Here is a 23579-nt window from a genome sequence, read left to right as displayed (position 1 = left end):
CCCGGCAGTGATCCTTCCGTGTGTTCACTGCCTCCATCAAACCCGGTGCAGTTCAAGGTTAATGACCCCAGCGCGCCTGATCTTTGAGGGCATGCCAGCAGGAAAGCTCCAGGACAGTAGTGGACGCACTATGACGCGGCCCGAACCAGCCCACGAAGACCCGATCTCGGCACGTAACAACTACCGACCTCGGCACGTCGCCTCACCCGACTACCGCCAGTCAGGCCAACAGCCCCTCAAACACGAAATGCCGAATAGCCCCCATACCCGGCACTCCCCCGCCTGCCCGGCCGGATGGATGCAGGAGGGGACGGGCCCGCGGGATTGGTGTCCTCCCGAGCCCGTCCCCTCGCAGAACCGCCTCAGTTCTTGCGGGCCTCCCAGCGGAAGGTCTTGACAGCAATGGGCACGACGACGACGGCACACGCCGCCAGCACGATGCCATCCACCGCCGTGCTGTGCCGCTGAAACGAGCTGCCCGCAACCCAGTACAGCAGATCTCCGAAGTAGGCGGTCGGCAACATGTCAAGAACCCGAACCGCACCATCGGGCAACAGCATCGGCGGAAGCCCGATTCCCGACAGGAACACGAGGGCCACCCCCACAATAGTGGTCATGGCCTGGGCGGCTTGCGCGGAGTTTATCAGCGATCCGATGATGTAGCCGAGCCCGAGCAATAGCACTGAGGCGGGCACTGCCACCAGCGAGGCCTTCCACAGGGCCGATGCCGGCGTGAGGCCGACCACTACACCAACCCCCGCCGCGGCGATACTCACCGCCAGGGACAGCCCGAATCGCACCAGCAGGTGTGTGCCGATGAACGCTGATCGGGACACGGGCGTGGTTCCCAGAATGCGGAGCGTACCCTGTTCACGGTACTCGGCAATGGGCCCTGCGGTGAGAATCATGCAGGTGAACGCCAATGATAGGCACAGCAGCATTGGGAATTGAATGGTGGCGAGGTCAGTCCCACCCGACTGATTTCCCCCGACGAGCTTGTTAAGTCCCAGGAATCCGGCGAACATGACGAATGGGAAGACCAGCACGAAGTAGAAGGTGGCACGATTGCGGGACAGTTCCCGCCAGTGCGTCAGCAGCAGCTGGCCGGTGTAGTGGAGAGGAGGAGTGGCGGTCATGATCATTCTCCTGCGGGTTCGGGGACGGTCAGCTGGTTTCCGGTGGCGGCGAAGTAGGCGTCCGCCAGCGTGGGCACCTGGATCCTCAGGTCGCGGCATTTGCCCTCGGCGGACAGCACGGCCAGAGCCTCGTCCGTATGCGCCGTCGCCAGGCGGCCGGTGCGATCGGCGTTGACAACCAGTTCGCCGAGCTGCCGGAGGCGGGATGTGTCGGCCTCACCCAGGTCGTGGACGATTTGGAAGTGCACTACCGGTCCGCCCGCATGCCTGCGGATGAGTTCGTCGGGCGATCCGGAACTGACGCATCTGCCGTTGTCGATGATGAAGACCGAGTCGGCCAGGGCGGTTGCCTCCTCCATTGAGTGTGTGGACATGATGATGGTCAGGCCGTGATCGCGCCAGCCGGCCAACACCGACCACAAGTGCTCTCGGGCACGGGGGTCCAGCCCGGTTGAGGGCTCATCAAGGATGAGCAGTTCCGGGTTGGCGACCATGGCCAGGGCCACGTTTAGGCGTTGGCGGGTGCCGCCGGACAGCTTGGTCACTTCACGGTCGGTGTACTTCGCCAGTTCCAGGGAGTCAAGGATCTCCTCCGCCGAGCGCGGGCGCGTATAGAAGGAGGACCACAGCGTCATCAGCTCACCCACACGTAGGTGCTCGAAGACTTTCGCCTCCTGGGGTTGGATCGCGACCCGCGTGCTCAGTTCGCGCCCGGCCGTGGTGGGGTCCAGGCCCAGGGTCCGGACCGTGCCCTGATCGGGCTGCCGCAGTCCGACGATCATCTCCAATGAGGTGGTCTTGCCGGCTCCGTTCGGGCCGAGAAAGGCGTGTATTCGGTGCGAGTCGGCCTGCAGGGTCATGGAGTCGACGGCGTGAATCGTGCCGCCGGGCGTGCTGTAGGACTTGCGTACATCCCGCATTTGAACTGCGGGAGGATTGGTGTTCATCGGTCACCTCTTCTGATCGGATCGGATTTGGACGGTGAGACGAAGGACAGTGCCGCAGGCTGGGATGGCCAGTGGCGTGACAGCCAGGAGTATGAGGAGGTCGGCTCAGGGCTCGTAGGGCCCGAGCCCGTCGGGTCCACAGCGGCTGTCGAGTCTGCGCCGTCGGCGCCCGTGCCGGTGTCATCAAGGGTGGAAGGCGGCGCAACCGCGTCGTCGTCGGGGCAGTTCTCGCCGACGACGCAGACGCCGGGCTGGTCCTCGGTGGGGTAGCCAGGGTCGGGGTCGCAGACGTCCCCGACGCCGTCGCCGTCGTAGTCGGACTGGCTGTAGTTGCTTTCGTCAGGGCAGTTGTCCAGCTCGGGCGGGGTGTTGTCGCCGTCGTCGGTGATCTGCACCTGGGTGGTGTAGACGTCGGTCTGGCCGTCGCCCTGGGTCACGCGCAGGCTGATCTGACCGTCGTAGAGGTCGTTGAAGACGTGATCGATGACCGGTTCGGTGGAGGCCTGCTCGTAGGTGCCGTCGCCGTCCAGATCCCACTCGTAGGTGGTGATGGTCCCGTCACCGGCGTGGGAGCCGCGCGCGTCCAGAGTCAGGGTGCTTCCCTCCTGAGCGACGTACGGGCCCTGAATCCAGGCCACGGGCGCATCCCCGCCGGTTGCGGCGCCGCCACTGACGCTGAAGGCCGCCGGCGCCATGACGGAAGCGGCTGCGGGTTTGACGTTGCTGGGAACACCGACCTGGTTGATGATGAGATTGGCGAGTTGCTCGTGGCCGATGATGTTGGGGTGGTAGAACTCGGCGACGTCCAGGCTGAACGCGGAGGTCGTCTTGCCGTTTGCGCCCAGGCGGCCGCGGGTCTCGAAGAACTCATTCAGCCACCGGTAGTCGTTGCGGGCGTTGGTGGCCGGGTCGGGCTCGTGTCCGTCAAAGGCAGCCACGACGCCGTCGATGTAGGTGACTTTCAGGCCGGGATGGGCGGCATTCCAATTGGCGACCAGGCCGGCTTGCTTGGTCCGGGCGGTCTCGCTGAGCTTGCGCACCCCGGTGCCGGCATCGTAGGAGTATGACCCGAAGAGGTTCTTCAGCACATAGCTGCGAGAGGTGGCCAGGCGCGGGTAGCCAACCAGGATCACCTGCGCCCCGTCGGGCAGCCGCTCGTCGATCTGCTGCAAGATGTTGCGGGTGGAGGCCATCGCATCATCCATCAACGCATTGGCGGCATCGACTTTGGTCTTGCAGGACTTGGCGTCGCGCAGCCCCAGCATGAAGCACTTCGTGACAATGTCGGCGAATCCTACGTCGTTGCCGCCGATTGTCAGCATCACCAGGTCGGTGTCGGTGGGCATGGCGGCCACCTGACCCGATCGCCCGAGCAGATCATCGGTGACCGCCCCGCTGTGAGCCAGATTCGTCAACGTGGCAGAGACATTCTGCGCGTTGACCCACTCCACATAGCGGTGCGCCCAATTATTGCGGCTGCGATATGCCCCTCTGTCTTCCCCGTAGTAGTCACCGGCACCATTTCCGGAGGAGTAGGAATCTCCCAGCAGCACTACTCGCAGACTGCCACCAGCCGGGGCGGCTGCCGCCACCGGGGAAGCAATGAGCAGGGATGCCATTACTGCAAACGAGAGCGGTCCGACCATAAGGTTACGCAGAGATCGTGAGGGGTGGAATTTCATCGGAAGGCCTTTCAAGGGACATAACCGGGACGAATACCGACGTGAGCAGGAAGGGGATCGAGTTCGGAGACCGAAACAGGAGCGCTTTTGCTCACCGGTAGGTCAAGGACACGCGCACTGTACCATGCAGCGAGTCGGTGGGATCGACGTCAGCCAATGAGATCAGCAGATTCAGCGGCCCCTCGAGCTGCGGATCCTGCCGCGAGGACTCCCACACGGCAGGAAGTGAATAGTCCCCGCCCGCCCAGCCGTGCTCGACGGCGTAGTCCACCAGCTCACCCATGAGCGCCTCCGCCGCGACGGCGTCGGCGCGAAACCAATTCCGCAGCCATACCGTGGACGGCTTGGACAACAGGCTTGGCGTCGGGGACCGGCTGGAGTACACCGCCTGGTAGCCTGCTAGCGAGTCGGCACCCATGGGGTCATCAGCCATGACCTCTACCGGCTTTACCGCCGCGGCCTCGGCGGAACGCAGCCACCACCACGCCCCACCGCCCAGCCCGACGGTCAGCGCAATCAGGCCCAACACACGGCGCGGCACGCGCCGCGCCCCGTCGACTCTGGACCCTGGGATTGCGGCACCGTTGAAGTCGACCACGGGAGGAACTCCTTTCGAACCATTGTGGAATGAGCAGTTGCATTCTCCGCTGGGCGGCCCCGACGAGACTGCGCAGCAGCTAATCGACACCGTTCCAGTAACCGTTCTACGACGCGATATTGCCATTACGGTGCCTCAAGTCCAGCGCATCAGCTTGGTGGAGGCCAAGAACAGGGCCGCTCCGAGGACGCTGGTCACGCCGAGCCCGATCAGAGCATCACCCGGTTCGGCCACGCCCGTCAGCGGCCAGCGCAGTGCATTGAGCAGATAGGTCAGCGGCATGAATTCGGAGAGCGTCTGCATCCAGCTCGGCAGGACGTCCAGCGGCATAACCGCACCGGAGGCGAAACCCATGGACATGATCACCGCTATGACCACCAGGGAAACCGCGGTGATGGTGGGCAGCACCAGGCCGAAGAGCGTGCCCAGGGAGTGGAAGACGAGGGTCCCCGATAAGACCGGCGCTATGGTGAGCAGCACCCTCGGTGACAGCGTGACCCCGGCCGCCGCCACATAGCCGGCGAACACGATGAGAACCGCCTGCACGAGCGCGGAGACGATGGCGACGGTCAGCGCCGAGGCGAGGATTGAACTCACGCTCATTGGCGCGCCGCGCAGGATGCGCCCGCCCCCCTTCTCCCGCCACTCAACGATAGTTGCGGCGCCGGCGAACATGCTAACAAAAGCGATCCCGAAGCCCATGACGTTGGTACTAATAAAATCGACGATATCACGCCCATCGCCCCCCGGCATGTCACCCATAGTCAAGGCGAGGACAACCAGCAATGTCGGCGGAAATACGTAGGAGACGAGCATCGTGGCCGGATCACGCAGATTGTTGCGCACCAGGGAAACTGTTAGGGCTTTGAAGGGGGTCATAACTCGTACTCCTTTCCCGTGAGTTCCATAAACGCGTCCTCCAGGGTCGGGCCGTGCATCTGCGCCCCTGCGGTCGGCACACCGGCCGCAGCCAAAGCCGCGAATGCCTCACCCACATCACGCACCTGAAGCACCAGCCCGTCCGCTCTCAAGGTCGCAGCCGTCACCACAGACAGGCCGGTCACCATCTCCAGGCAGGACACCGCCTCGGGCAGAAGCACTGAGGCATAATTGCTCACACCGGCAACCAAGGCGGACGGAGAAGCCGTAGTGACCACTCGGCCACCGTCAAGGATGGTGACCATATCGCACAGGCGTTCGGCCTCCTCCAGGTGGTCAGACGTGTACACCACCGTCGTCCCCTCGTCACGGGCCGACACCAGCAGGCCCACCAAATCATGACGAGCTGTCGCATCCAGAGCCGCCGTCGGCTCATCCAGGAACAACACCTCCGGCCGGTGCACCATCGCCGAGGCCACCGCCAGCTTCTGGCGCTCCCCACTGGAGATCCGCTCTACAGGCGAGTTGCGTGAATAACCCAGCCCCATGGCCTCAATCAACTGCTCTGCGCGGGAGGCCGAGGCGCCGAAGATCGCGCCCACCGTGGACAGGTGCTCCCACACGGTGGCACGCGAGAAGAAGGCCGTTGCCTGCGACTGGATTCCCACTCGCGACAACAGGTGCGGATCACGCGGCAGCGGTGCACGGCCCAGCAGCTCCACGCTGCCCGCCTGAGCACGGCGCGCACCCTGGATGATCTCCAGAAGCGTCGTCTTACCCGCGCCGTTGGGACCAATCACGCCATGGAACGAACCCCGCTCCACTACGAGATCCACATCCCGCAGCGCCTGCCGCCCCCCGTAGGACACGCACACACCACGAGCGACCACCGGCTGCACTACACGCTCCTCTCCCGGGCGATCCTTCGGACGATCCGAGGATGCCATGGCAGGGGCACGTGACTGCTCCGGCTTCCCGACACAGCCCCTCCCACTTTGGTAGGAGGCGCATGAGGTGGGCTAGTCTGTGAGCAGTCTTGAAAGGTCGCCCATGTTCGCCCTGCCCCGCCCAGTGCTCACCGCCGCGCCTAGTCGGCTTCGTGATGCGTGGCGTGCCCACCGGGAACTCGGTGTCTTCACAGCCTTCAGCCTGGCTTTCTCCGCGTTGCCGGTGCTGCTCCAGAGGTTCTCTTTCACTGACGCGGTGGGCTTGGTGGTGCCGTGGGCGCTGTTGCTGATCCCCCGACACCCCCTGGCCGCCACCGTGATCCTGGCAGCGGGTACGGCACTCGGGCTCGTAGACGCTCAGGGACCCGGATTGGTGATGGCCGGGTGGTTCGCCACATACGCCCTCTTCCGTCGGGGCGGCTATCGGCATGCGGTTGCCATTGTGGTGGCCATGGTGGCCGGCAACCTCCTAGCCTGGCACACGGGGACGAAGATGAATGACCTGTTCATCAGCCAGGTGTTGTGGAATGCCATCTGTATAGGGATCGCCGTACCTCTGCGGCTTGCTGACGCCAACGTGTCTCGTGCGCGTGCCGCCCAGGCCCAAGCACTGCGCGAGCAGCGCGCCCTCATCGCCCGCGAACTCCACGACACCCTCGCCCGCGCCAACACCCAGATCGTCCTGCGCGCCCAACAAGCACAAACCCACCTCCACACCCCCAACCACACCAACCAGATCCACACCGCCCTAGAAGACATCATCACCACCGGCCACCAATCAGTCCTCGACCTGCGCACCATGCTGCGCCTCCTAAGACAAGACACCAACACCACCCTAGAACCCACACCCCCCACACCCGACCTGACCACCACCCTGGCCCAAGCCCGCCACGACCTCCACCAAGCCGGCCTGCGCGCCACCATCACCCACCAAGGAGACCCAAACCGACTCACCCCCACCCTGACCACCACCCTGACCCGCATCCTGGACGAATGCGTGGCCAACATGATCAAGTACGCCGCCCCCGACGCCCAATGCACCATCAGGCTCCACATCACCGACACCACCGCCGAACTCCACGCCATCAACCCCCTAACCACCAAAAAACGAGTAACCCCCACCACCTCCGCCACCTCATCCAAACTCGGTATCCTCGGCATCCAAGAACGCACCCACGCCCTCGGAGGAACCACCACCATCACCCCCACCAACCACCAATGGATCCTCCACACCACCCTCCCCCTCAAACCAACCAACGAGCCTCAGGAACATGTGCTAAACGCTCCCGAAGATAGGCATCGGTGGGGTTGCATGTGGAGTTGGCTGCACGCCCATTGGGGTCTTTGCCTACTGACCACCGCCAGTCTTGTCATCGCCGCGGTCAACACGGTCGACGCCGGCGTGCGCTTCACCACCTTGGTGGGTTTGGTGGCGCCGTGGGCGTTGTTGCTGGTCCCTCGACGCCCCTGGACCGCCGCCATCATCCTGGCACTAGGCGCAGCACACGCGACTGCCAGCGACCAATTCACCGGAACCGATATAGCCACGACTGCGGCATTCTGTGTCTTTATCCGTCGGGGCGGCTATCGGCAGGCCGTCGTCATTGTAGTGGCCATGGTGTCCGGCAACCTCCTAGCCTGGCACGCAGGTCACGACATGTCCCACGCCTTACTAGCCCAGGTGTTGTGGCTCATCATCTGCCTGGGCGTCGCCTCGGCTCTGCGGCTTGCTGACGCCAACGTGTCTCGTGCGCGTGCCGCCCAGGCCCAAGCACTGCGCGAGCAGCGCGCCCTCATCGCCCGCGAACTCCACGACACCCTCGCCCGCGCCAACACCCAGATCGTCCTGCGCGCCCAACAAGCACAAACCCACCTCCACACCCCCAACCACACCAACCAGATCCACACCGCCCTAGAAGACATCATCACCACCGGCCACCAATCAGTCCTCGACCTGCGCACCATGCTGCGCCTCCTAAGACAAGACACCAACACCACCCTAGAACCCACACCCCCCACACCCGACCTGACCACCACCCTGGCCCAAGCCCGCCACGACCTCCACCAAGCCGGCCTGCGCGCCACCATCACCCACCAAGGAGACCCAAACCGACTCACCCCCACCCTGACCACCACCCTGACCCGCATCCTGGACGAATGCGTGGCCAACATGATCAAGTACGCCGCCCCCGACGCCCAATGCACCATCAGGCTCCACATCACCGACACCACCGCCGAACTCCACGCCATCAACCCCCTAACCACCAAAAAACGAGTAACCCCCACCACCTCCGCCACCTCATCCAAACTCGGTATCCTCGGCATCCAAGAACGCACCCACGCCCTCGGAGGAACCACCACCATCACCCCCACCAACCACCAATGGATCCTCCACACCACCCTCCCCCTCAAACCAACCAACGATAAGGACAAACCGTGAGTCAGAGCACCCAGCCCAGTCCAATCCGCGTCGCCATCGTGGACGATGACGCCATCGTGCGCGAGACACTTTCCGCGATCCTCGGCCAGGAGGACGGTATCGCGATCGTAGCCACCGCCACGAATGGCTCCGAGGCGGTCGATCTGGTTCACGAACGCATAGTCGACGTCGTGCTCATGGACATCCAGATGCCGGTGCTCGACGGCGTCCAGGCCACGTCTCGCATCCTCGCCGCCGGGGGGAATACGCGGGTACTCCTGCTGACCACTTTTGATGACGACACCTTCCTCGACGGCGGGATCACCGCTGGCGCCTCGGGATTCCTGCTCAAGACCACGCCGGCGGGGGAGATCGCGGCGGCCATTCGAACCGTCCATGCGGGTGGCAAGGTGCTGTCGCCTGGACCGACCAGTCGCGTGCTGGAGCGCTATGTCCGCGGTCAGCGTCCCAGCACCGCCTCGGACTCGGGCCTTGACCTGTCAGCACGCGAGCTTGAAGTGCTTCGTCTTCTGCGCAAAGGGTACTCGAACCGCAGGATTGCGCGCGAGATGAACGTCGCGGAGACCACCGTCAAGACTCATGTCTCCTCTCTCATGCGCAAGATGGGCGCAGGCAGTCGGCTGGAGGTCGTAGCCGAGGCGAGCGAACGAGGCATTGGATGATAGCGCGTGCCGCTCTGCTACTCTCTGAGACTTTCGCGGTCCGACTAAGGTAGGAGTCGGAAGAGGCGTACTGAGGAACAAATAGTACGTGCAAGCCGGGAGAATACAGTTGTTCCAACCAATTCACAACGAATAGGAAGTCACTCCCCCTATGCGCTCCCCTCGCATCCTCGCCGCCATTGCCGTATCCATATCACTCCTGGGGCTGGCAACTCCCGCCGCAGCAACACCCGCCGAACCCCCGACTCACATCCGTGTCACAGCCTCTCCGAGCAAACCACCGCTGCCCATTTCGCCCGCATCATTCCGAAACCCGAATTGGCTATGCCGCATCGTTACAACTTGCTGCTGACTGACCCTTTTGATTGACGATGGTTTTGGGGCTTGGGAATGACATCCATTCCCAAGCCCCAAAACCATCCCCAGGTCCGGTGCTCTATCCCCGAGGGCCTCTGCCCACACGCATGGTGCCGCTGCAAAGGTCGGTGTCGACGAGTTCGATGGTCTCGGCCTCCAGGACGAAAACCTTCTTGTCCAGCAGGCCGCGCATGCTACTCGAGACCGAGGGAAGCCGACTCCTCATCCGCACCATGTAGCTCGTCAGTGCAGTGAGCCGGCTCCGCCCTTGCGGGCGTGTCACCTCTCCCGCCAGGAGCAGGGAAACCAGCCGTCCCTGCTCCGCCTGCTCGGGAAGCACGAGTGCGGAACAATGCGGGTCCGCCTGCATGTGACCCACGTGCCGAGATCCCTTCGAGGAGACGAAGACCAAGCGGTGCTCATCAAGCGGGGCGAAGAAACACGGCGTGAGCCGAGGTTCCTGCGCACCCACGGTACCCAGGACGCACATGTCGTGCTCATGAAGGATAGTGGTCACGCGCTCCAGAATCGTGCTCACATCCAAGGCCGCGTCAGTATTCCACTCCATGACGGCGCCTCCTTCCAGAAGATTCCATCCTTCCAACGAATGACCCGTTCAGTTGTTCGCTGCCTCCCAGTTGAAGGTCTTCACTGCCAGGGGGACGGCCACAATCGCCACACCAATGAGAACCGCGAAGTCCAGCGTCGTCTCGTACCTCTGCACGCCTCCAGTGACCCAGAACAACAGGTCCCCGAAGTAGGAGGTGGGGAGGAAGTCGAGGACGCGCTTGACCGAGTCGGACAGCAGCTCCAGGGGGACGACCACACCCGACGTAAACAGGAAGAACATCCCGGTGAATGTGGCGATATTAGTGGCGGCCTGACCCGAGCTGACGACCGAGCCGATGAAGTAGCCCAGAGCCAGAAACAGCACGGAGGAGGGCAGGGCGATGAGGGCCGCACGCCATACGGCGGCGGTCTCGCTTATGCCGAGAAGCACACCCAGAACTCCGACCAGGACACTGAGCGCGATCGCAAGGAGCACCCGAACGGCAAGGTGGGTCAGGATGAATTGTCCCCGTGACACCGGGGTGGTGCCCAGAATACGCAGCGTGCCGTACTGCCGGTACTCGGCGATCGGACCGGCGGTCAGGGTCATGCACGTCCCGGTGAGAAGCATGCACAGCGCGATGGGTACCACCATGACGGAGAAGTCTGGTCCCGGTCCCCTCATAGTCGAATGGAGGATCTTGTCCATGCCCAGGAACAGTCCGGCCATTAAGAAGGGAAAGGCGGTGGCAATGCCAAAATTCGTCCGATTGCGGGACATCTCCCGCCAGTGGGTGATGGTAAGGGGTCGGGCGCTGCGGAGCGTGCCGCTGCTGCTCGTAGTACTCATGGTCAGTCTTCCTCGGGTGTCGTGGTAGCGGTGAGTTCAGTGCCGGTGGCGGCCAGATAGGCGTCGCCCAGCGTGGGCTGACGGATGCTGAGGTCGTAGCATCCGGAGGTCTGGGACAGGAGGGCGAGCGCCTCATCGGTCCGCGCTGTCTTGAGAGCGGCGGTACGGTCCGGGCTGACCGTGAGGTCCCCGAGGGACCGCAGTCGGGAGGCGTTCTCCTCAGACAGGTCCCCTGACAGGCGGAAGACGACTGCCGGTCCTCCGGCGAAGGAGGCGATCAGCTCCTCAGGGGTCCCGGAGCTGACGCACCTGCCGCGGTCCACAATGAACACGGAGTCCGCCAATGCGGTGGCCTCCTCCATGGAGTGGGTGGACAGGACGATCGTCGTGCCGCGGTCCCTCCAGCTACCAAGGACCGACCACAGTCGTTCCCGTGCCCGCGGGTCCAAGCCGGTGGAGGGCTCGTCGAGAATGAGCAGTTCGGGGTCGGAGACCATCGCCAGGGCGACGTTGAGACGTTGGAGTGTACCCCCCGAGAGCTTGGTCACCTGGCGCTCGACGTACTTCGCCAGCTCGAGGGAGTCGAGGATCTCGTCGGCGGGCCGGGGATGGTCGTAGAAGGAGGACCACAGGTCCAGCAGTTCGCCGACGCGCAGGTATTGGAAGACCTTGGCCTCCTGCGGCTGGATGGCGACGCGGCGGCTGAGTTCGTCCCGTGCCGTACGCGGGTCAAGGCCCAGAGTGCGCACGGTGCCCGAGTCGGGGGTGCGCAGGCCGACCGTCATCTCCAGGGAGGTGCTCTTTCCGGCACCGTTGGGGCCGAGGAAGGCGTGGATCTTGTGCTGTTCGGCAGTCAGCGTCATACCCGCGAGGGCGTCGATGGTCCCCCCGGGGGTGTCATAGCGCTTGCGAACGTCCCGCAGCTCAAGCGCAGGGCTCTGGGCGGTCATGGCAGGTGTCTCCTTCGGTGGTGGGTGATGATGTTTCACAGAGATGTGCCGCCAGGCACTCCTCGAGGGGGTTCAGTCCGATCCTATTGATGTGCATATGTACGAGGTCGAGCGGGAAGTCCGGAGCGGCGGCGGCCGAGCGCTCCGCCAGAATCCTGCTGGTGAGCTGCACCAGTTCGCTCCAGTCGGCGGGCGGACAGGCGCGGGAGCGCAGGCGGTCATTGAGGGTGGGAGCCCTTTGGCGGAGCTTGTCCGGTTCGAGCCCTCCATAGCGGAGTCGGTCGGCCCACCGGTCCGCGATCCGTCCGGACAGGGTGCCCGGTTCGAAGCCGGCCTCGCGCTCCACGGCACCGATGTAGTCGGTGGCGGCCACAAGCCGTTCCAACGGGGCCCAGGTCCACACCCGGTTGTCCATGCAGGCCTGGGAACTCTCCTGGAAGATGAGTTCCGCGTCCTCCATGCCCTCGGGACCACCGTACTTGGCGAGCTCGGGTGAGTAGAGGCCGACGCACACGCCGCTGCCGTGTCCGGCCCGCTCAGCCATAGGATCGTGGATGATCCGGGTCATCGTCCGACCGGGCTCGCGCCGGGCGAGCTGCTCGAGGCGGGGCAGGTCGCGATACCAGTCGTCCACGTCCTCGGGGCGTCCCCGCAGCCTCACTCGCAGGTGGTGGCCGGAGTGGTCCATGTAGCGCAGGAAGTGCCAGCGGTCCACGCCCTTCAGGGAGGCCTTCCACTCGAGCACCGCGGGCAGCAGCGCGCCGACGTCGTCTCCTCCCCCGGAGTAGATCTTGACGTAGAGCCAGTCGCGTTTTGCCGAGTTCATCGTTCCTCCTGCCTCTGCCTGGGCCAGCGCAGTGAGACGGCGAGTTCACTGACGCGAGGGTGCCCGTCCGGATCGTGGTGGGGGTGTTCCTCAGCGCCGGGGAGGGCCTCCGTGACCCTCACGACGTGCGTTGCCGGATCGAGCCAATGCCCCAGCGAGGCCAGCGAAGTGCGGGAGGCCAGATCGACGAACTGGGGCTTGCGGCGGTCGTTGGTGGTCACGCCCCCGGCGGCGCACTGTTGGACGAATACCTGTCGTGGCATGTGCTGGCGACGGCGCAGCTCGTCAATGCGCCGGACCGACAGGCCTTCCCCATCGCGGACGGCGTTGAGGAGTGTCGGTGCGCTCAGCAGCCAGGACTCGCGGCGAGTGACCAGTCTCCGCCCCACCATCCGCCTCGGCTCGTGCTCAATCGCACCCTCCGCGAGACGCTTGTAGCCCGATGTCAGTGCCGCGTAGGCCTCAGTGTGCGGGGGGAAGCGGACCCAGGGGTCGGCCAGGAGGGCCACCCAGCGCAGGTAGGTGTTGAGCAGGTGCTGCGGAGTCAGCCCCAGGTAGGCCAGGCCGACCGGCCCGTCGTCGTCCCACAGCTCCAGGGAGTCGGTCACGGGGTCGTGGATCAGGCTGAATGATTCCAGGGCAACGCCGCGCGGCGACTTCGGTTCGCCGGGCAGTTGTAGTTCGGGCAGTACACCCGTACACACTGCCTGGCCGGTATTGCAGTCGGCCCAGGCGGTTAGCTCCAGCACCTTGCGGCCGGGCCACAGGCCGTTGATCTCGGCCTCGAGATCCTGACGGAAGGTTTCCCCGAACAGGCGGTGGAACCGGGCCTGGTAGGCGCCGATACCGCTGCCCGTGTTGTTCAGGACCATCAGGTGGTCGCCGCCGCTCAGGTCTTCCCAGCTCGAGGCCACGGGCTGGAGCATGACACCCAGGTGGCGCGGGGCGGCGGTGGCGCCGCAGGTCAACGTCGCCCGGGACGCGGCCTGTTCGACGTCGGATCGTTGGTTCCTGATGAAGGCCGCCGAGAGTTCGCGGTCACCGTCGTTGTCGACCGCGAGGGCCATGCAGAAGGACAGTGGGGAGTCGCACCGACCACCGACGCCGTAGCGGGCGACGAAGCGCTCAACCATGAGGTCGTATGCGTGGGACCGGAAGACCCACGGGGACATGAGATCCGAGAGGTCCTCAAGGTCCTCGCGGAAGCCGGGTGCCGATAGCACGTCCGGAACCGGCCACGGGGCCTCCCGGTCCTCATACAGCAGACCTCCGGGACGTCGGCCCAGCTCGCCGCGGCCGAAGACCCGGGAGGAGAACTCCGTGAGTCTCTGCATGGACCGCACGCGAGCGGCGGCGTCTGCGGTCTTACAGTCCCGTCCCGTCGCCCCGGCCCCGAGCATGTCGTCGGCGCCGACACCACCGACCCCCTCAGGGAACACCGCACCCAGGACGTCCAGCGGTTCCTCCCCACGTCTCCAGGGCACCTGCTCGCGCAGCGCTCCGGCCTCAAGGTGCCGGCGCACCCGATCGGTGACGGCGCCCGGTGCGAAGGCATCGGGATAGCCGGTCGGTGCCCACTCGGCTCCGGTTACGAGTTCTTCGCGGAAGATGATGCCGTCCTGGTGCACATACTGCGCGAGCATGACCAGACTGTCGTGCTCCTCGGCCGGGATGTTCACAACCGGCGAGGACTCGAGGACGAGTCCGGGGTGGCTGGCGTCATCGTGCGCCGCCCGGCGGAGCAGCCCGGAGGCCAGGTGGACGGCCACGGTCCGTGCGGAGCGGCCCCGCCCGTCGGCACCGGCGATGTTGACCGTGGTCAGACCCGAGAACGGACTGGTCTTGAGGGCCGCGCGAGTGGCGTAGTTGTACAGGCTGCGCACAAGCCGCTCGGAGGGGGCCTTGGAGGGCCTGCTATCCAGAAGACGGGCGACGAGTTCGGGGGTGGCCAGCGCCAGACTGGCCAGGTACCCGGGATCGCTCACTGTGCGGTCCAGGGCGTGGAGCATTTCGACGTCGTCGGCCGCCAGGGCCTCGCTGAGTTTGGCGTCTAAGGTTTCGCGCCGATCGATCTGCTCGTACCACTCCTCGAAGGCGGCCAGGAGTCCGGACGGGGCCACCGCGCGTAGTGCCCGCTCGGCCCGGCCGGCCACGGCCCGTCTGGCGAAGATCTCACGCTTGGCTTGGAGGACGAGTCGTCGGACCTTTCTGTCCTCAATGTCCGGCACCAATTCAAAGATCCGATCGATCAGTGGCTGCGTGAGTGCCTCCAGGCGCTCCTCGACGTCGTGGAGCCGGTCCAGGCAGTCAGTGACCGCGGGTGAGGCGCCCGGCACCGCATCCGCGGGCAGCCCGCCGATCCGCGCGAATACGGTGGGGCTGACCACTGTGCGCGAAGCAGTCAGGATGGCTTTCATGAGGCAACCCCCTGTACGGCCGCCGCAATGGAGCGCCAGAAGCTCCACGCCACGAACAGAACGACCCAGGTGGCGAATAGGTAGGACAGCACTCCGTAGGTCATGTAGGCGATCCGCCTGGGCGCCGGAAGGGCGGTCAGATAGCCCGGGAGTCGACGCCTCCTGATCGTGGAGACGAGCAGGGTTCGCGAGCGCCCTCGCAGGTCGATCTCCCCGGTCGCCGCCTCCAGAGCACTGACGGTGTCCGACGGCGCCAGGGGGTTGAGGTTGGCGACCAGGAGGATTAGCTGGTACCCCATGAGCGTGGTGGCCACGAGGCGGGTGGTACCGGTGGACACCGATGCCACGATGGTCGTCGCCCCCATGATCCAGCCGTCGTTGACCATCCCGGCCAGGGCGATCGCCACCCGCGGTCCCCGCTCGCGAATGCGGTATGCGTCCGTGCGGTCGACGTAGGCCACGGGCACGACCCAGAACAGCATTGCGACTCCCAGGCCGCGCGCAGGCTGTCCGTGCACGCCGCACACGATCCCGTGCCACGACTCGTGCATCAGGATGGCAAACAGTTGGATGGGCAGGGCGATGAGTGCGGCAATGGAGAGCTGGAGCGGTGTTGCACCGGCTGCCGGATTTGCCCCCACCGTGGTGATCCGGGTGAGTCCGGCGATATAACCGACCAACGCCACCACGGCGGCGGCGGTGAGGGGACCGCGGCGGTACAGGGGCCGGATGATCTCGACGACGGGCGCCAGGATCCGGGCAAAGCCCCTGCTGATGGTGAAACGGGGCATCATCCGGTCCAGGCCGGTGCGACGGCGCCTGCCGGGGGTTCCTCCGACCAGGAGCTGCTGGTCGGCCAGGCCGCGGGTGAGGGCGTCTACATGGGCGGCTCGGACTAGGACCGGCGTCACCTTCTGCGCATTCACCGCGGAGGCGATCTGCTCGGGGGTACGGTGCCCGTCGAAGAGATCGATCATTGCCGAGGCGACATCACCCACGCGGTGGTAGGTGCCATTGGCGGTGTCGTGGAGGAGGGACAGCCCGTCCATGCCCACGATCTTCTCCACGCCATCGCGGAGCATGGGGGCGGGTGGTGAGCTGGTTGCGGTAGTCATGCGGGACTCCAAAGGGTTCGGCTCGTGCGGCGGGCGAGCGGCGCGGGCGCTGCCCGCCCGCCGCACGAAGGTGGTGTCAGCCCAGCGTGGAAGCCGTGCCGACCGTGGCCGACGTGCTGGCCGGGCAGGAGCCCGTCGAGGTGCTGGAGGCGGAGAAGGTGCACCCCAGCGCGTTGCCGTCAGGCAGCACTTCCATGTCGGTAGTGTCCAGGGACGAGAGATCGACGTCGTCATTCATGATATTCCTGCTTTCCGGGTCAGCCGATGCTGGCCCAGGTGGAGACGCACCCAGCAGTCGACGCAGGGCACGAGGCGGTAGAGGTGGACGTGGTGGTGCTGAAACAGCCGAGCGCGTTGCCGTCGGGCAGGCTCTCAACATCCTGATCAATGTCCTGGGCGAGCAAGTCGATGATGTTGTCGTTCATGCATGTTCTCGCTTTCTTGAGAGATGGTTCTGATGTGGGTGGTGTGGCAAAGCGAGCCGCTTCACCCATAGCTGGACGCCGTCGTAACGGAGGACGCCGAGCTGAGCGGACACGAGGTGCTGCTCGCCGAGGAAGCCGAGGCCCACGAGCCCAGCGCATTGCCCTCGGGCAGGCTCTCAACATCCTGATCAATGTCCTGGGCGAGCAAGTCGATGATGTTGTCGTTCATGCATGTTCTCGCTTTCTTGAGAGATGGTTCTGATGTGGGTGGTGTGGCAAAGCGAGCCGCTTCACCCATAGCTGGACGCCGTCGTAACGGAGGACGCAGAGGTGAGCGGACACGAGGCGCTGCTCGCCGAGGAAGCCGAGGCGAAGCAGCCCAGGGCGCTCCCGTCTGCGAGGGTCTCGAGCTCGATGTCGTCACCAATGAGATCAATGCCGTTATCCATCTGTTTCACCTCCTTTCTAGGTGTGGATCCGTTGTGTACCCCGAGTTGTCCGGGGAGTCTTATGCGCCGTTGGGCGGAGGGGCCACCGTCACGGCGAACATCTGATGGCGCGAGGCGCCGTCGGACTTCAGGAGATGACGCACAGAAGCGGGGATGAAACCGGCGAATACCGTTCCGACGAGCCCGTGGCCCGTGCAGTCCAGGTGGAAGTCGTAGACGACGGCGGAGGCCCGGGCCATGGCGACGCGGTAGCCGTGCGCCCCGCCCCAGGAGTCCGCTCGGTCGAGATCCGCGGCGACCGAGACGATCGCGCTGGCCCTGGCGAACTCCTTCTGGACCCCGAAGTCCTCCCAGTGCTCCGGAGAAGGCGGCTGTGTGATGTAGGCGGCACCGTCGGCGTTTACCCGGTAGACGCCCGGGGCCAGGTCGATGCAGCGCAGGGCGAGGACGAAGCCCTCGAGCGGGACCGCCTCGGCGGCGTCCCTCCAGTCCTCCCGGTCCCGGCGCAGGGCCTCCCGCAGGGATGCCAGCCGCTCGGCTAGGAACAGGCCGTCGGTGCTGTAGGTCAGGGAGGAGGAACGCTGGGCGAGGATCTCCCGCAGGCTGAGCCCCGGACCAACGGACTCGGGTAGCGGGACCGGCCGCTCCTGGGGGAATACCCGGAGTGTACGTTCCCGTCCGCGGCCATCGGCCGTGGGGGTCCCGGTGGAGAAGCCCGCGATTGTCTTCTGCATCAGGGTGAACTCAGTGCGCATGGCTTTCTCCCAGGTAGGTCACGGTGGTGATGGGTTCCAGATTGGGGTCGGCGTGGCACGCGGCGCACAGGGCGCGTTCGTCCCACCGGGCTACGGGTCTCCAGGGGATGGCGAGGGCCTCGCTGACCCTGCGTGCGGTCATGGCGGAGCAGCCACCGTCCTGAATGGACACCCGCAGGGCGAAAGAGCCGTACTTCCTGGCCACCTTGCCGACGTTGGCCGTGAGGATGAGGGCGACCGGGGCGTCGAGTCCCGGAGCGGCCTCGCCGAGCCTGACCAGCGTGTGCTCAGACTCGCTGTAGGCGTAGGTACCCACGGGGAGAATGTCCGGGTCGTTGACGACGACCCGCGCCCCGACGGAGCCGATGTTGCCGCCGGCGGCCGTCCAGCGGCGCAGCTTGCCGCCCTGCTCCGCCTGCGGGCGCAGACCCGCGGCATAGTTCAGGATCAGCCCAAGCGTCTCGAGGCTGAGGCCCTGCCCCGGACCGTCCAGAAGCTCGGGCCGCGGCGCGGGCAGAGCCACCGTGCCCGTTCCCGAGTACTGGCGGAATTCGAACTGCAGTTTGAGGTTGGAAGGCTTGTAGTGGGCCTGGTGCCCCTTGATGTCCACGAACTCGCGGGGCGGGATGGCGACCGACTGCTCGTAGCGGGCGGCAAGCCCGGGCACGTCGGCCATCGGTCCCTCCGCGTCGCCGCAGGTCGGGCAGGCGGCCCGGGTAGCCGCGGGAGCGTGCAGGGCACGGAAGGTGGACGTACTCATGATCCTGGTATCGATCGGCAGGTGGGTCACCATGCAGCGGGAGAGCAGGGCGACCACGGTGCGACAGGCGATTCCGAGGCCCATGACCGTGGCGGCGGTGTCGGCAGGCTCATCTCCCGGAACCGGAAGGCCAGCGAGGGCGCAGTCGATGCACGGGGTGAAGTCCGGATCGATGTAGGGGCCAACCTGGAAGAAGTCCTTCCGCAGGGCCACCCTGAGGAACGGGATCCCGCCCTCCCAGGCCATCAATCCCCACTTGCTGACGTCAGGATGCGAGTCCGGGGTGTCGACGAAGATCACGAGGCCGGCGTCGTCGGGGGCGTCAACGACGACGCAGGATGAGGCGCTCAGCAGGTCCGCCACCGCGCCCGCCCCGCGCTGGTCCCCGGCGACGGCGACTCGGGTTGCCCGGAGCCCTTCCAGGCCCTCGGTCCAGTGACGCGCAACCCCGGTGCAGTCACCCATGCGGGACAGCAGCGTAGCCAGCGCCTCGGGTACATCCCCATGCGGGAGGGCCGCCGCCTGGTCCTCGATGGCGCCGCAGGACCACAGGAAGGCCACTGCTTTGAAGACGGCGTCCTCACTCAGCGAGAGCTCCTCGGCGAGCTGGGCGTGGGACCGGCTGCCGTCACACTTGGCGAGCAACTCGGACAGGTGGGTGCGGGCGAACTCGCCCGACAGGATCTGGGGCTTGGGGACACCGCACAAAGTGGTGACGCCCTCGTGCTCAACGATCGCCACACCCAGCCTAACGACAGGCAGGTCGGGGACCTGGAACTGTTGGTCGTAACGGGCGGCGGTGCCGATGATCTCGGCGGAAATCGATGAAGCCATGATGTTTTTCCCCACTTCCTCAGACCAGGTCTGCGATTGCGGCCGTGGGGTGGCGGAACCGGTCGTAGCGCGAGCCGCAGCGCTCGCACCGGTCGACGGCGACCGTCTCGTACTTGTGGAGGTCGCCCCGAATGAGGTCGAACACCCTGACCTCGCCGCCCAGGGCCGTTCCGGCGTCGCGCCGGTCCATGTCGGTAAGGGCCTGGCCGATGAAGCCGGCGGCGATAGCCACCTCACCCCCGCTGAAGCCGGCCGGTAGTTTTGCGCCGGCCCGCATGAGCGAGACCGTACGTTCCTGGTGCTGGTGGAGGCGCCGCCGGTAGCAGCCGTAGCAGGCGGTGCGCCCAGGGACGACCACCGGGCCGCACTCCAGGGATGTCGTCAGGAGTTCGACGCCGACGGCGGGGACTGCCCGTGCGAATGCTACGGAGTCGATGCGGTCCCGGTCCTCGGGGCGGTGCCCGGACCACACGGAGATTATCCGCGAGGCGTAGGGCAGCGACGCGGTGTAGACCGGCCCGGTCGCGTCGTGAAGTCGCGCACGAGAGGTGTCGAGCAGATCGACCACCCTCCGGCCGAATTCTCCGGCGTATATGACGAGAGTCTCGTCAGGAAGCGTGATGAGCATGGGTTCTCCTAGTCGGCAGTGGTGTCCGTGGTTGCCCGTCGTCGTCAGGCGAAGGGCTGGAACTCGGGATTGATGTCCTCCTCGCCATGGACTTCCAGGCCCATGGCGGCCGGCGCGGCATAAAGCCGGGGCGTGGCGAGGTAGCGCGCCGAGTGGACGAAGGACAGCGGCATCGCCTCCGGCACGAGGACCTTCACGACGTGCATGCCGACCTGACGCGCCTCGTCGGTGGTGATATCGACCGTGATCACCTCGGCGCCCCGCTGGGCCAGCCGGTCGACCGCCCAGGACAACGGGTCCTCCTGGGGCTCCGGTGTCTGTCCGATCTCATGGAGCGGGACCGTCGGACGCTCTCCTTCGAGGAGGAAGTCGAAGACTCCTCGATGCGAGGCCTGGGCGTGCAGGACGGCGCCTCCGACAACCGACACCCCCAACATCGCGAAGGGGTCCGGGCTGGCGGCATGAGCTCTTAGGGCGATCCTCAGCGAGGAGAACTCCCGGTGGATCTTCGCCAGAGCCCGCTCCGGGTCAAGGTCGCAAGTAGCGGCCACCACCTGGGCCAATACCGGGTCCTGGCTGAGCTGGATTCCGTAGATGACCGGGATGCCGAAGTCCGTGGTCGCATTGAACAACCGGACCTCAATGTCCGAGGATGTTCCCATGCGGTGGTACTCGCGCGTGGCGGGGCGCAAGAGTGCATCATCGACCTCAATGGTCGGTAGGTGCAGGCGCTGAAGCCACGTCAGGGAGATCGAGTCGCGTTCAACGACCTCGAGCAAACCGCCGAGAACAGCCTCATGTATGTCACTGTGCGCAGCCGTGCCGGTGGAGATCGGGTGAGTGAACAGCTCCGCCTGCGAGTGTACGGGGAAGCGCAGATAGACGAGGTTGGCCGGTACGAAGACCTCCCTGCCTCGGGTCAATGACCAGGCGCGCTGCCAGCGGATGGGGAGACGGGGGTCGTACTCGACGAGGGTGGCCGTGTCAGCGGCAAGTTCACGCTCGGAGCAGCGGGGGAACCTGTCCGGCCCCACAGCGGCATCTCCCAGTTCCGCCTGCGTTGCCATGATCAGCGCAGCCTCGTCCCAAGTGCACGACGAGTAGCGTTCTAGGGATTCAACGATGGAGATGTCCCTGGCCCGCACGGGGTCGATCGCCCCACCGGCGCCGTCGAAGTTGCCTTGGGCATTGGAATGACTCCAGTTGCGCTGGGTGGCCAGCACCGCCGACGGGTTGTCGAGGGCGGCCGTGTAGATCGCGAATGGTGGCTCGGTTTCACCGTTAGGCAGTCGGAAGGAACGTGAAACCAGGCCGCAGGGGGACTGGAGCCTGCGTGCGCGACGGAGTGCTGCCGGGCTGGGCTCCTTGAGGTCACTCATGTACATCGGTCGCTCCGATCAGCGCCGGGCATGCGCGCCTGTCCTCCCCTGTATCCGGACTAATGGGACCAAGAGCCTCGCTTGGCCGGCCACCGGCATCGCGCTGTTCTACGCGTAGTCGGGGACGACCGCATGGGCCTGAGGTTTCGATCATGGCCACTCCTGTGTGACTAGGACGGAGCCGACCACGGCGCCGTCCCGATGGGTTCTCGATAACAGGAGGAAGCATCGCGGGCGGGCAGGGCACCACGGCACCCGCGAACTGGTCGTATCGCCTCCTCCTTTCCGAGGAGCGCATGCTCCCAACCTGGTACAGAGGGATGGAGCGCGGCCATGCAGACGGCGCCGCGCGCACCTCACCACCTGCCGTGACCAGGCCCCGCCGGTTGCGTCCTTCAGGTGCTCTTCGTGTTCATGCGGACGGCAGGAGCAGGCAGGCGGCGCGGAGTTGCGCAGGAGCCCTGCAGGCGAACGGCCCATGGTCGGCAGGGGCTCCAACCCCCCTGGGAGCAGGGGGTCGGCAAAGTCGGTGTCTGGGTTGGGGGTTGTTAGGGGTTTTCGGTGTGTTGGTGCGGGTACGGCGCGATCTTCCGGAGACGATGGAGGTGTTCAAACAAACTATTGCCTTGGAAGCTCGCGCCGCTGTGTCATCAGCCCCCACTCCTGCCTTGTCGTGCCAGCCCCTGATCGGGATGTTCGCCACTGTCGCAGACCCCCCCGCGACCGGCGCGGGCGCCATCACCGGCTGGACACTTTGCTGGCCCTGGCCGCGGTGGGAGTACTGGCCGGCTGCCGCACCCTGCTGGCGATCTGGGAGCACGCCCACGACCTTGAACCCCAAGAACTGGCCGAACTCGGCATCCGCCAGGACCGACCGCTGCCGTCGGCAGTCCACTATCGGCCACACCCTGGCCAGCCTGGGCGCAGACGATCTGGACGCGCATATCGCCTCGTAGATGCTCACCCGCACCGGCACCATAAGCGGGCACCGCGTGATCGCGGTCGAGCGGGCAAGACCATGCGCGGCGCTAAGAACGGCAGCGGGGACGCTGGCGGTGGTGGGGTACCGCACCTGCTGGCTGCCCTCGACCAGGAGGCCGGTGCGGTGCTCGCCCAGCAGCGCGTAGAAGACAAGACCAGCCAGATCCCAGCCCTGAAACAGCTACTGGCACCCCATGACCTTACCGGCGCCGTCATCACTGCCGACGCCCAGCACTCACCCAGACCAGCACAGCCGAATGGATACGCAACCGGGGCGCCGACTACCTGCTGACCGTCAAAAACAACCAGCCCAGTCTCAGAGCTAAGCTCAAGGCCCTGCCCTGGGCCGACGTCCCCGCCGTCACCGGGGTGGACACCTCCCACAGGCGCAGGGTGCGCCGCCCCATCAAAGCCGCCCAAGCACCCACGTGGGTCGACTTCCCCGGCAACGCCCCCAGGTCATGGCCATCCTAAGAAACCTGGCCATCAGCCTCATCCGCACCACCTACGACGACCCCACCACCAGCATCGCCTCGGCCAACCGCGCCATGACACGCAAACCCACCAAAGCCATCAAGCCACTAACAACCCCCTAATCACACACCAACTTTGCCAACCCCCTGGGCCTGTCATCCAGGTCCTCGGCCGGCACGGTGGTACGGACCTTGCGGCTCGGCCGCGCCGCCCTCAACCCCAGCTCACGCATGATAGACCTGACCGTGTCCGCATCCGCTGGGATACCCTGCCAGTCCAATGTGGCGGCGATGCGCCTATATCCGTAGGTGCCGTCGGACTCATCAAATACCTTCTCAATATGCCCGGCCAGCTCCCGGCGCCTGATAGCGGTGGCGGATTCGGGACGCGACAGCCAGTCGTGTGGTAGCCGGACTTGGAGACCTGGCCCACTGGCACACCCCTGGCGATCGGATAGTTACCTTCTTCGCGACGGATCAGCTCATACCTTGCGGTCACGGCTGTTCCTTCGCAAGCAAAGCCGCCGCTTTTTTAGGAAC

The 23579-nt window shown here is 65.6% G+C and carries 25 protein-coding genes; 4 read left to right on the top strand and 21 right to left on the bottom strand.

All coding sequences use genetic code 11. The features are described from left to right. Positions 1-362 precede the first annotated feature (362 nt). The 6 genes from Q4A20_RS07140 to Q4A20_RS07115 form a co-directional block, all read right to left on the bottom strand. A complete protein-coding gene (locus Q4A20_RS07140) occupies positions 363-1136 on the bottom strand; it encodes an ABC transporter permease (RefSeq protein ID WP_303121758.1) in 774 nt (257 codons plus the stop codon). 2 nt (positions 1137-1138) lie between these two features. Further along, complete coding sequence (locus Q4A20_RS07135; protein ID WP_303121756.1) at positions 1139-2083, bottom strand: ABC transporter ATP-binding protein; 945 nt, start codon at positions 2081-2083, stop codon at positions 1139-1141. Further along, complete coding sequence (locus Q4A20_RS07130) at positions 2080-3702, bottom strand: PKD domain-containing protein (RefSeq protein WP_303121754.1); 1623 nt, start codon at positions 3700-3702, stop codon at positions 2080-2082. Before Q4A20_RS07130 ends, Q4A20_RS07135 begins: the two co-directional genes overlap by 4 nt. Positions 3703-3856: 154 nt before the next feature. Beyond that, entirely contained in the window at positions 3857-4363 is a 507-nt protein-coding gene (locus tag Q4A20_RS07125) for a hypothetical protein (protein ID WP_303121751.1), read from the bottom strand. 135 nt (positions 4364-4498) lie between these two features. Beyond that, a complete protein-coding gene (locus Q4A20_RS07120) occupies positions 4499-5242 on the bottom strand; it encodes an ABC transporter permease (RefSeq protein WP_303121749.1) in 744 nt (247 codons plus the stop codon). Beyond that, the gene (locus Q4A20_RS07115) at positions 5239-6189 is read right to left on the bottom strand and encodes an ABC transporter ATP-binding protein (RefSeq protein ID WP_303121746.1); all 951 of its coding nucleotides are present in this window, start codon (positions 6187-6189) and stop codon (positions 5239-5241) included. The genes Q4A20_RS07120 and Q4A20_RS07115 overlap by 4 nt, the downstream gene beginning before the upstream one ends. A 79-nt stretch (positions 6190-6268) precedes the next feature. On the opposite strand from Q4A20_RS07115, the gene Q4A20_RS07110 reads away from it, so the two are divergent. Together Q4A20_RS07110 and Q4A20_RS07105 are read left to right on the top strand one after the other, a co-directional pair. Beyond that, complete coding sequence (locus Q4A20_RS07110; protein WP_303121744.1) at positions 6269-8629, top strand: sensor histidine kinase; 2361 nt, start codon at positions 6269-6271, stop codon at positions 8627-8629. Then, positions 8626-9291, top strand: a complete 666-nt coding sequence (locus Q4A20_RS07105; protein ID WP_303121742.1) for a response regulator transcription factor — start codon at positions 8626-8628, stop codon at positions 9289-9291. The genes Q4A20_RS07110 and Q4A20_RS07105 overlap by 4 nt, the downstream gene beginning before the upstream one ends. A gap of 436 nt (positions 9292-9727) precedes the next feature. Here Q4A20_RS07105 and Q4A20_RS07100 read toward each other — a convergent pair whose 3' ends face one another. The 14 genes from Q4A20_RS07100 to Q4A20_RS07035 form a co-directional block, all read right to left on the bottom strand. Next, positions 9728-10216, bottom strand: coding sequence for a pyridoxamine 5'-phosphate oxidase family protein (locus Q4A20_RS07100; protein ID WP_303121740.1), 489 nt, complete (start codon positions 10214-10216; stop codon positions 9728-9730). A gap of 48 nt (positions 10217-10264) precedes the next feature. Continuing rightward, complete coding sequence (locus Q4A20_RS07095; protein WP_303121738.1) at positions 10265-11047, bottom strand: ABC transporter permease; 783 nt, start codon at positions 11045-11047, stop codon at positions 10265-10267. Positions 11048-11049: 2 nt separating this feature from the next. Further along, on the bottom strand, positions 11050-11997 hold the full coding sequence (locus tag Q4A20_RS07090; protein ID WP_303121736.1) for an ABC transporter ATP-binding protein: 948 nt from the start codon (positions 11995-11997) through the stop codon (positions 11050-11052). Next, positions 11972-12823 carry a thiopeptide-type bacteriocin biosynthesis protein gene (locus tag Q4A20_RS07085; RefSeq protein WP_303121733.1) on the bottom strand — a complete coding sequence of 284 codons (852 nt, stop codon included), beginning with the start codon at positions 12821-12823 and terminating at the stop codon, positions 11972-11974. Before Q4A20_RS07085 ends, Q4A20_RS07090 begins: the two co-directional genes overlap by 26 nt. Continuing rightward, positions 12820-15240, bottom strand: coding sequence for a hypothetical protein (locus Q4A20_RS07080; RefSeq protein WP_303121731.1), 2421 nt, complete (start codon positions 15238-15240; stop codon positions 12820-12822). The genes Q4A20_RS07085 and Q4A20_RS07080 overlap by 4 nt, the downstream gene beginning before the upstream one ends. Beyond that, on the bottom strand, positions 15237-16355 hold the full coding sequence (locus Q4A20_RS07075; RefSeq protein WP_303121729.1) for a hypothetical protein: 1119 nt from the start codon (positions 16353-16355) through the stop codon (positions 15237-15239). The genes Q4A20_RS07080 and Q4A20_RS07075 overlap by 4 nt, the downstream gene beginning before the upstream one ends. A 76-nt stretch (positions 16356-16431) precedes the next feature. Continuing rightward, complete coding sequence (locus tag Q4A20_RS07070; RefSeq protein WP_303121727.1) at positions 16432-16593, bottom strand: thiocillin family RiPP; 162 nt, start codon at positions 16591-16593, stop codon at positions 16432-16434. Positions 16594-16612: 19 nt separating this feature from the next. Then, entirely contained in the window at positions 16613-16780 is a 168-nt protein-coding gene (locus Q4A20_RS07065) for a thiocillin family RiPP (protein ID WP_303121724.1), read from the bottom strand. A 61-nt stretch (positions 16781-16841) separates the two neighbouring features. Further along, positions 16842-17009, bottom strand: coding sequence for a thiocillin family RiPP (locus Q4A20_RS07060; RefSeq protein WP_303121722.1), 168 nt, complete (start codon positions 17007-17009; stop codon positions 16842-16844). A 61-nt stretch (positions 17010-17070) separates the two neighbouring features. Beyond that, a complete protein-coding gene (locus Q4A20_RS07055; RefSeq protein WP_303121760.1) occupies positions 17071-17229 on the bottom strand; it encodes a thiocillin family RiPP in 159 nt (52 codons plus the stop codon). Between the two features lie 59 nt (positions 17230-17288). Further along, positions 17289-17984, bottom strand: coding sequence for a hypothetical protein (locus Q4A20_RS07050; RefSeq protein WP_303121720.1), 696 nt, complete (start codon positions 17982-17984; stop codon positions 17289-17291). After that, complete coding sequence (locus tag Q4A20_RS07045) at positions 17974-19578, bottom strand: bacteriocin biosynthesis protein (RefSeq protein WP_303121718.1); 1605 nt, start codon at positions 19576-19578, stop codon at positions 17974-17976. The genes Q4A20_RS07050 and Q4A20_RS07045 overlap by 11 nt, the downstream gene beginning before the upstream one ends. Before the next feature lie 19 nt (positions 19579-19597). Continuing rightward, positions 19598-20206 carry a TOMM precursor leader peptide-binding protein gene (locus Q4A20_RS07040; protein WP_303121717.1) on the bottom strand — a complete coding sequence of 203 codons (609 nt, stop codon included), beginning with the start codon at positions 20204-20206 and terminating at the stop codon, positions 19598-19600. Positions 20207-20250: 44 nt separating this feature from the next. Beyond that, positions 20251-21591: a YcaO-like family protein gene (locus tag Q4A20_RS07035; protein WP_303121715.1), complete on the bottom strand. Its 1341-nt coding sequence runs from the start codon at positions 21589-21591 to the stop codon at positions 20251-20253. 748 nt (positions 21592-22339) lie between these two features. On the opposite strand from Q4A20_RS07035, the gene Q4A20_RS07030 reads away from it, so the two are divergent. After that, the gene (locus Q4A20_RS07030) at positions 22340-22858 is read left to right on the top strand and encodes a hypothetical protein (RefSeq protein ID WP_303121713.1); all 519 of its coding nucleotides are present in this window, start codon (positions 22340-22342) and stop codon (positions 22856-22858) included. 169 nt (positions 22859-23027) lie between these two features. Next, the gene (locus Q4A20_RS07025) at positions 23028-23162 is read left to right on the top strand and encodes a hypothetical protein (protein ID WP_303121711.1); all 135 of its coding nucleotides are present in this window, start codon (positions 23028-23030) and stop codon (positions 23160-23162) included. Here Q4A20_RS07025 and Q4A20_RS15095 read toward each other — a convergent pair. Next, positions 23159-23392, bottom strand: coding sequence for an IS3 family transposase (locus tag Q4A20_RS15095; protein WP_368502452.1), 234 nt, complete (start codon positions 23390-23392; stop codon positions 23159-23161). The two genes, Q4A20_RS07025 and Q4A20_RS15095, sit on opposite strands and share 4 nt — an antisense overlap. Between the last annotated feature and the right edge of the window lie 187 nt (positions 23393-23579).

The sequence above is a fragment of the Actinomyces sp. genome (assembly GCF_030530635.1).
In the GTDB taxonomy this organism is placed as follows: Bacteria; Actinomycetota; Actinomycetes; order Actinomycetales; family Actinomycetaceae; genus Actinomyces.
The sequence above is the reverse complement of the archived record's forward strand: the minus strand, read 5'-3'. Positions and strand labels throughout refer to the sequence as shown.

What these genes read in the sequence shown, in the direction of transcription:
- Q4A20_RS07140 (WP_303121758.1), bottom strand. Translation starts at nt 1,136, where the DNA reads ATGACCGCCACTCCTCCTCTCCACTACACCGGCCAGCTGCTGCTGACG.
- Q4A20_RS07135 (WP_303121756.1), bottom strand. Translation starts at nt 2,083, where the DNA reads ATGAACACCAATCCTCCCGCAGTTCAAATGCGGGATGTACGCAAGTCC.
- Q4A20_RS07130 (WP_303121754.1), bottom strand. Translation starts at nt 3,702, where the DNA reads ATGGCATCCCTGCTCATTGCTTCCCCGGTGGCGGCAGCCGCCCCGGCT.
- Q4A20_RS07120 (WP_303121749.1), bottom strand. Translation starts at nt 5,242, where the DNA reads ATGACCCCCTTCAAAGCCCTAACAGTTTCCCTGGTGCGCAACAATCTG.
- Q4A20_RS07115 (WP_303121746.1), bottom strand. Translation starts at nt 6,189, where the DNA reads ATGGCATCCTCGGATCGTCCGAAGGATCGCCCGGGAGAGGAGCGTGTA.
- Q4A20_RS07100 (WP_303121740.1), bottom strand. Translation starts at nt 10,216, where the DNA reads ATGGAGTGGAATACTGACGCGGCCTTGGATGTGAGCACGATTCTGGAG.
- Q4A20_RS07095 (WP_303121738.1), bottom strand. Translation starts at nt 11,047, where the DNA reads ATGAGTACTACGAGCAGCAGCGGCACGCTCCGCAGCGCCCGACCCCTT.
- Q4A20_RS07090 (WP_303121736.1), bottom strand. Translation starts at nt 11,997, where the DNA reads ATGACCGCCCAGAGCCCTGCGCTTGAGCTGCGGGACGTTCGCAAGCGC.
- Q4A20_RS07085 (WP_303121733.1), bottom strand. Translation starts at nt 12,823, where the DNA reads ATGAACTCGGCAAAACGCGACTGGCTCTACGTCAAGATCTACTCCGGG.
- Q4A20_RS07080 (WP_303121731.1), bottom strand. Translation starts at nt 15,240, where the DNA reads ATGAAAGCCATCCTGACTGCTTCGCGCACAGTGGTCAGCCCCACCGTA.
- Q4A20_RS07075 (WP_303121729.1), bottom strand. Translation starts at nt 16,355, where the DNA reads ATGACTACCGCAACCAGCTCACCACCCGCCCCCATGCTCCGCGATGGC.
- Q4A20_RS07070 (WP_303121727.1), bottom strand. Translation starts at nt 16,593, where the DNA reads ATGAATGACGACGTCGATCTCTCGTCCCTGGACACTACCGACATGGAA.
- Q4A20_RS07065 (WP_303121724.1), bottom strand. Translation starts at nt 16,780, where the DNA reads ATGAACGACAACATCATCGACTTGCTCGCCCAGGACATTGATCAGGAT.
- Q4A20_RS07060 (WP_303121722.1), bottom strand. Translation starts at nt 17,009, where the DNA reads ATGAACGACAACATCATCGACTTGCTCGCCCAGGACATTGATCAGGAT.
- Q4A20_RS07055 (WP_303121760.1), bottom strand. Translation starts at nt 17,229, where the DNA reads ATGGATAACGGCATTGATCTCATTGGTGACGACATCGAGCTCGAGACC.
- Q4A20_RS07050 (WP_303121720.1), bottom strand. Translation starts at nt 17,984, where the DNA reads ATGCGCACTGAGTTCACCCTGATGCAGAAGACAATCGCGGGCTTCTCC.
- Q4A20_RS07045 (WP_303121718.1), bottom strand. Translation starts at nt 19,578, where the DNA reads ATGGCTTCATCGATTTCCGCCGAGATCATCGGCACCGCCGCCCGTTAC.
- Q4A20_RS07040 (WP_303121717.1), bottom strand. Translation starts at nt 20,206, where the DNA reads ATGCTCATCACGCTTCCTGACGAGACTCTCGTCATATACGCCGGAGAA.
- Q4A20_RS07035 (WP_303121715.1), bottom strand. Translation starts at nt 21,591, where the DNA reads ATGTACATGAGTGACCTCAAGGAGCCCAGCCCGGCAGCACTCCGTCGC.
- Q4A20_RS07025 (WP_303121711.1), top strand. Translation starts at nt 23,028, where the DNA reads ATGGCCATCCTAAGAAACCTGGCCATCAGCCTCATCCGCACCACCTAC.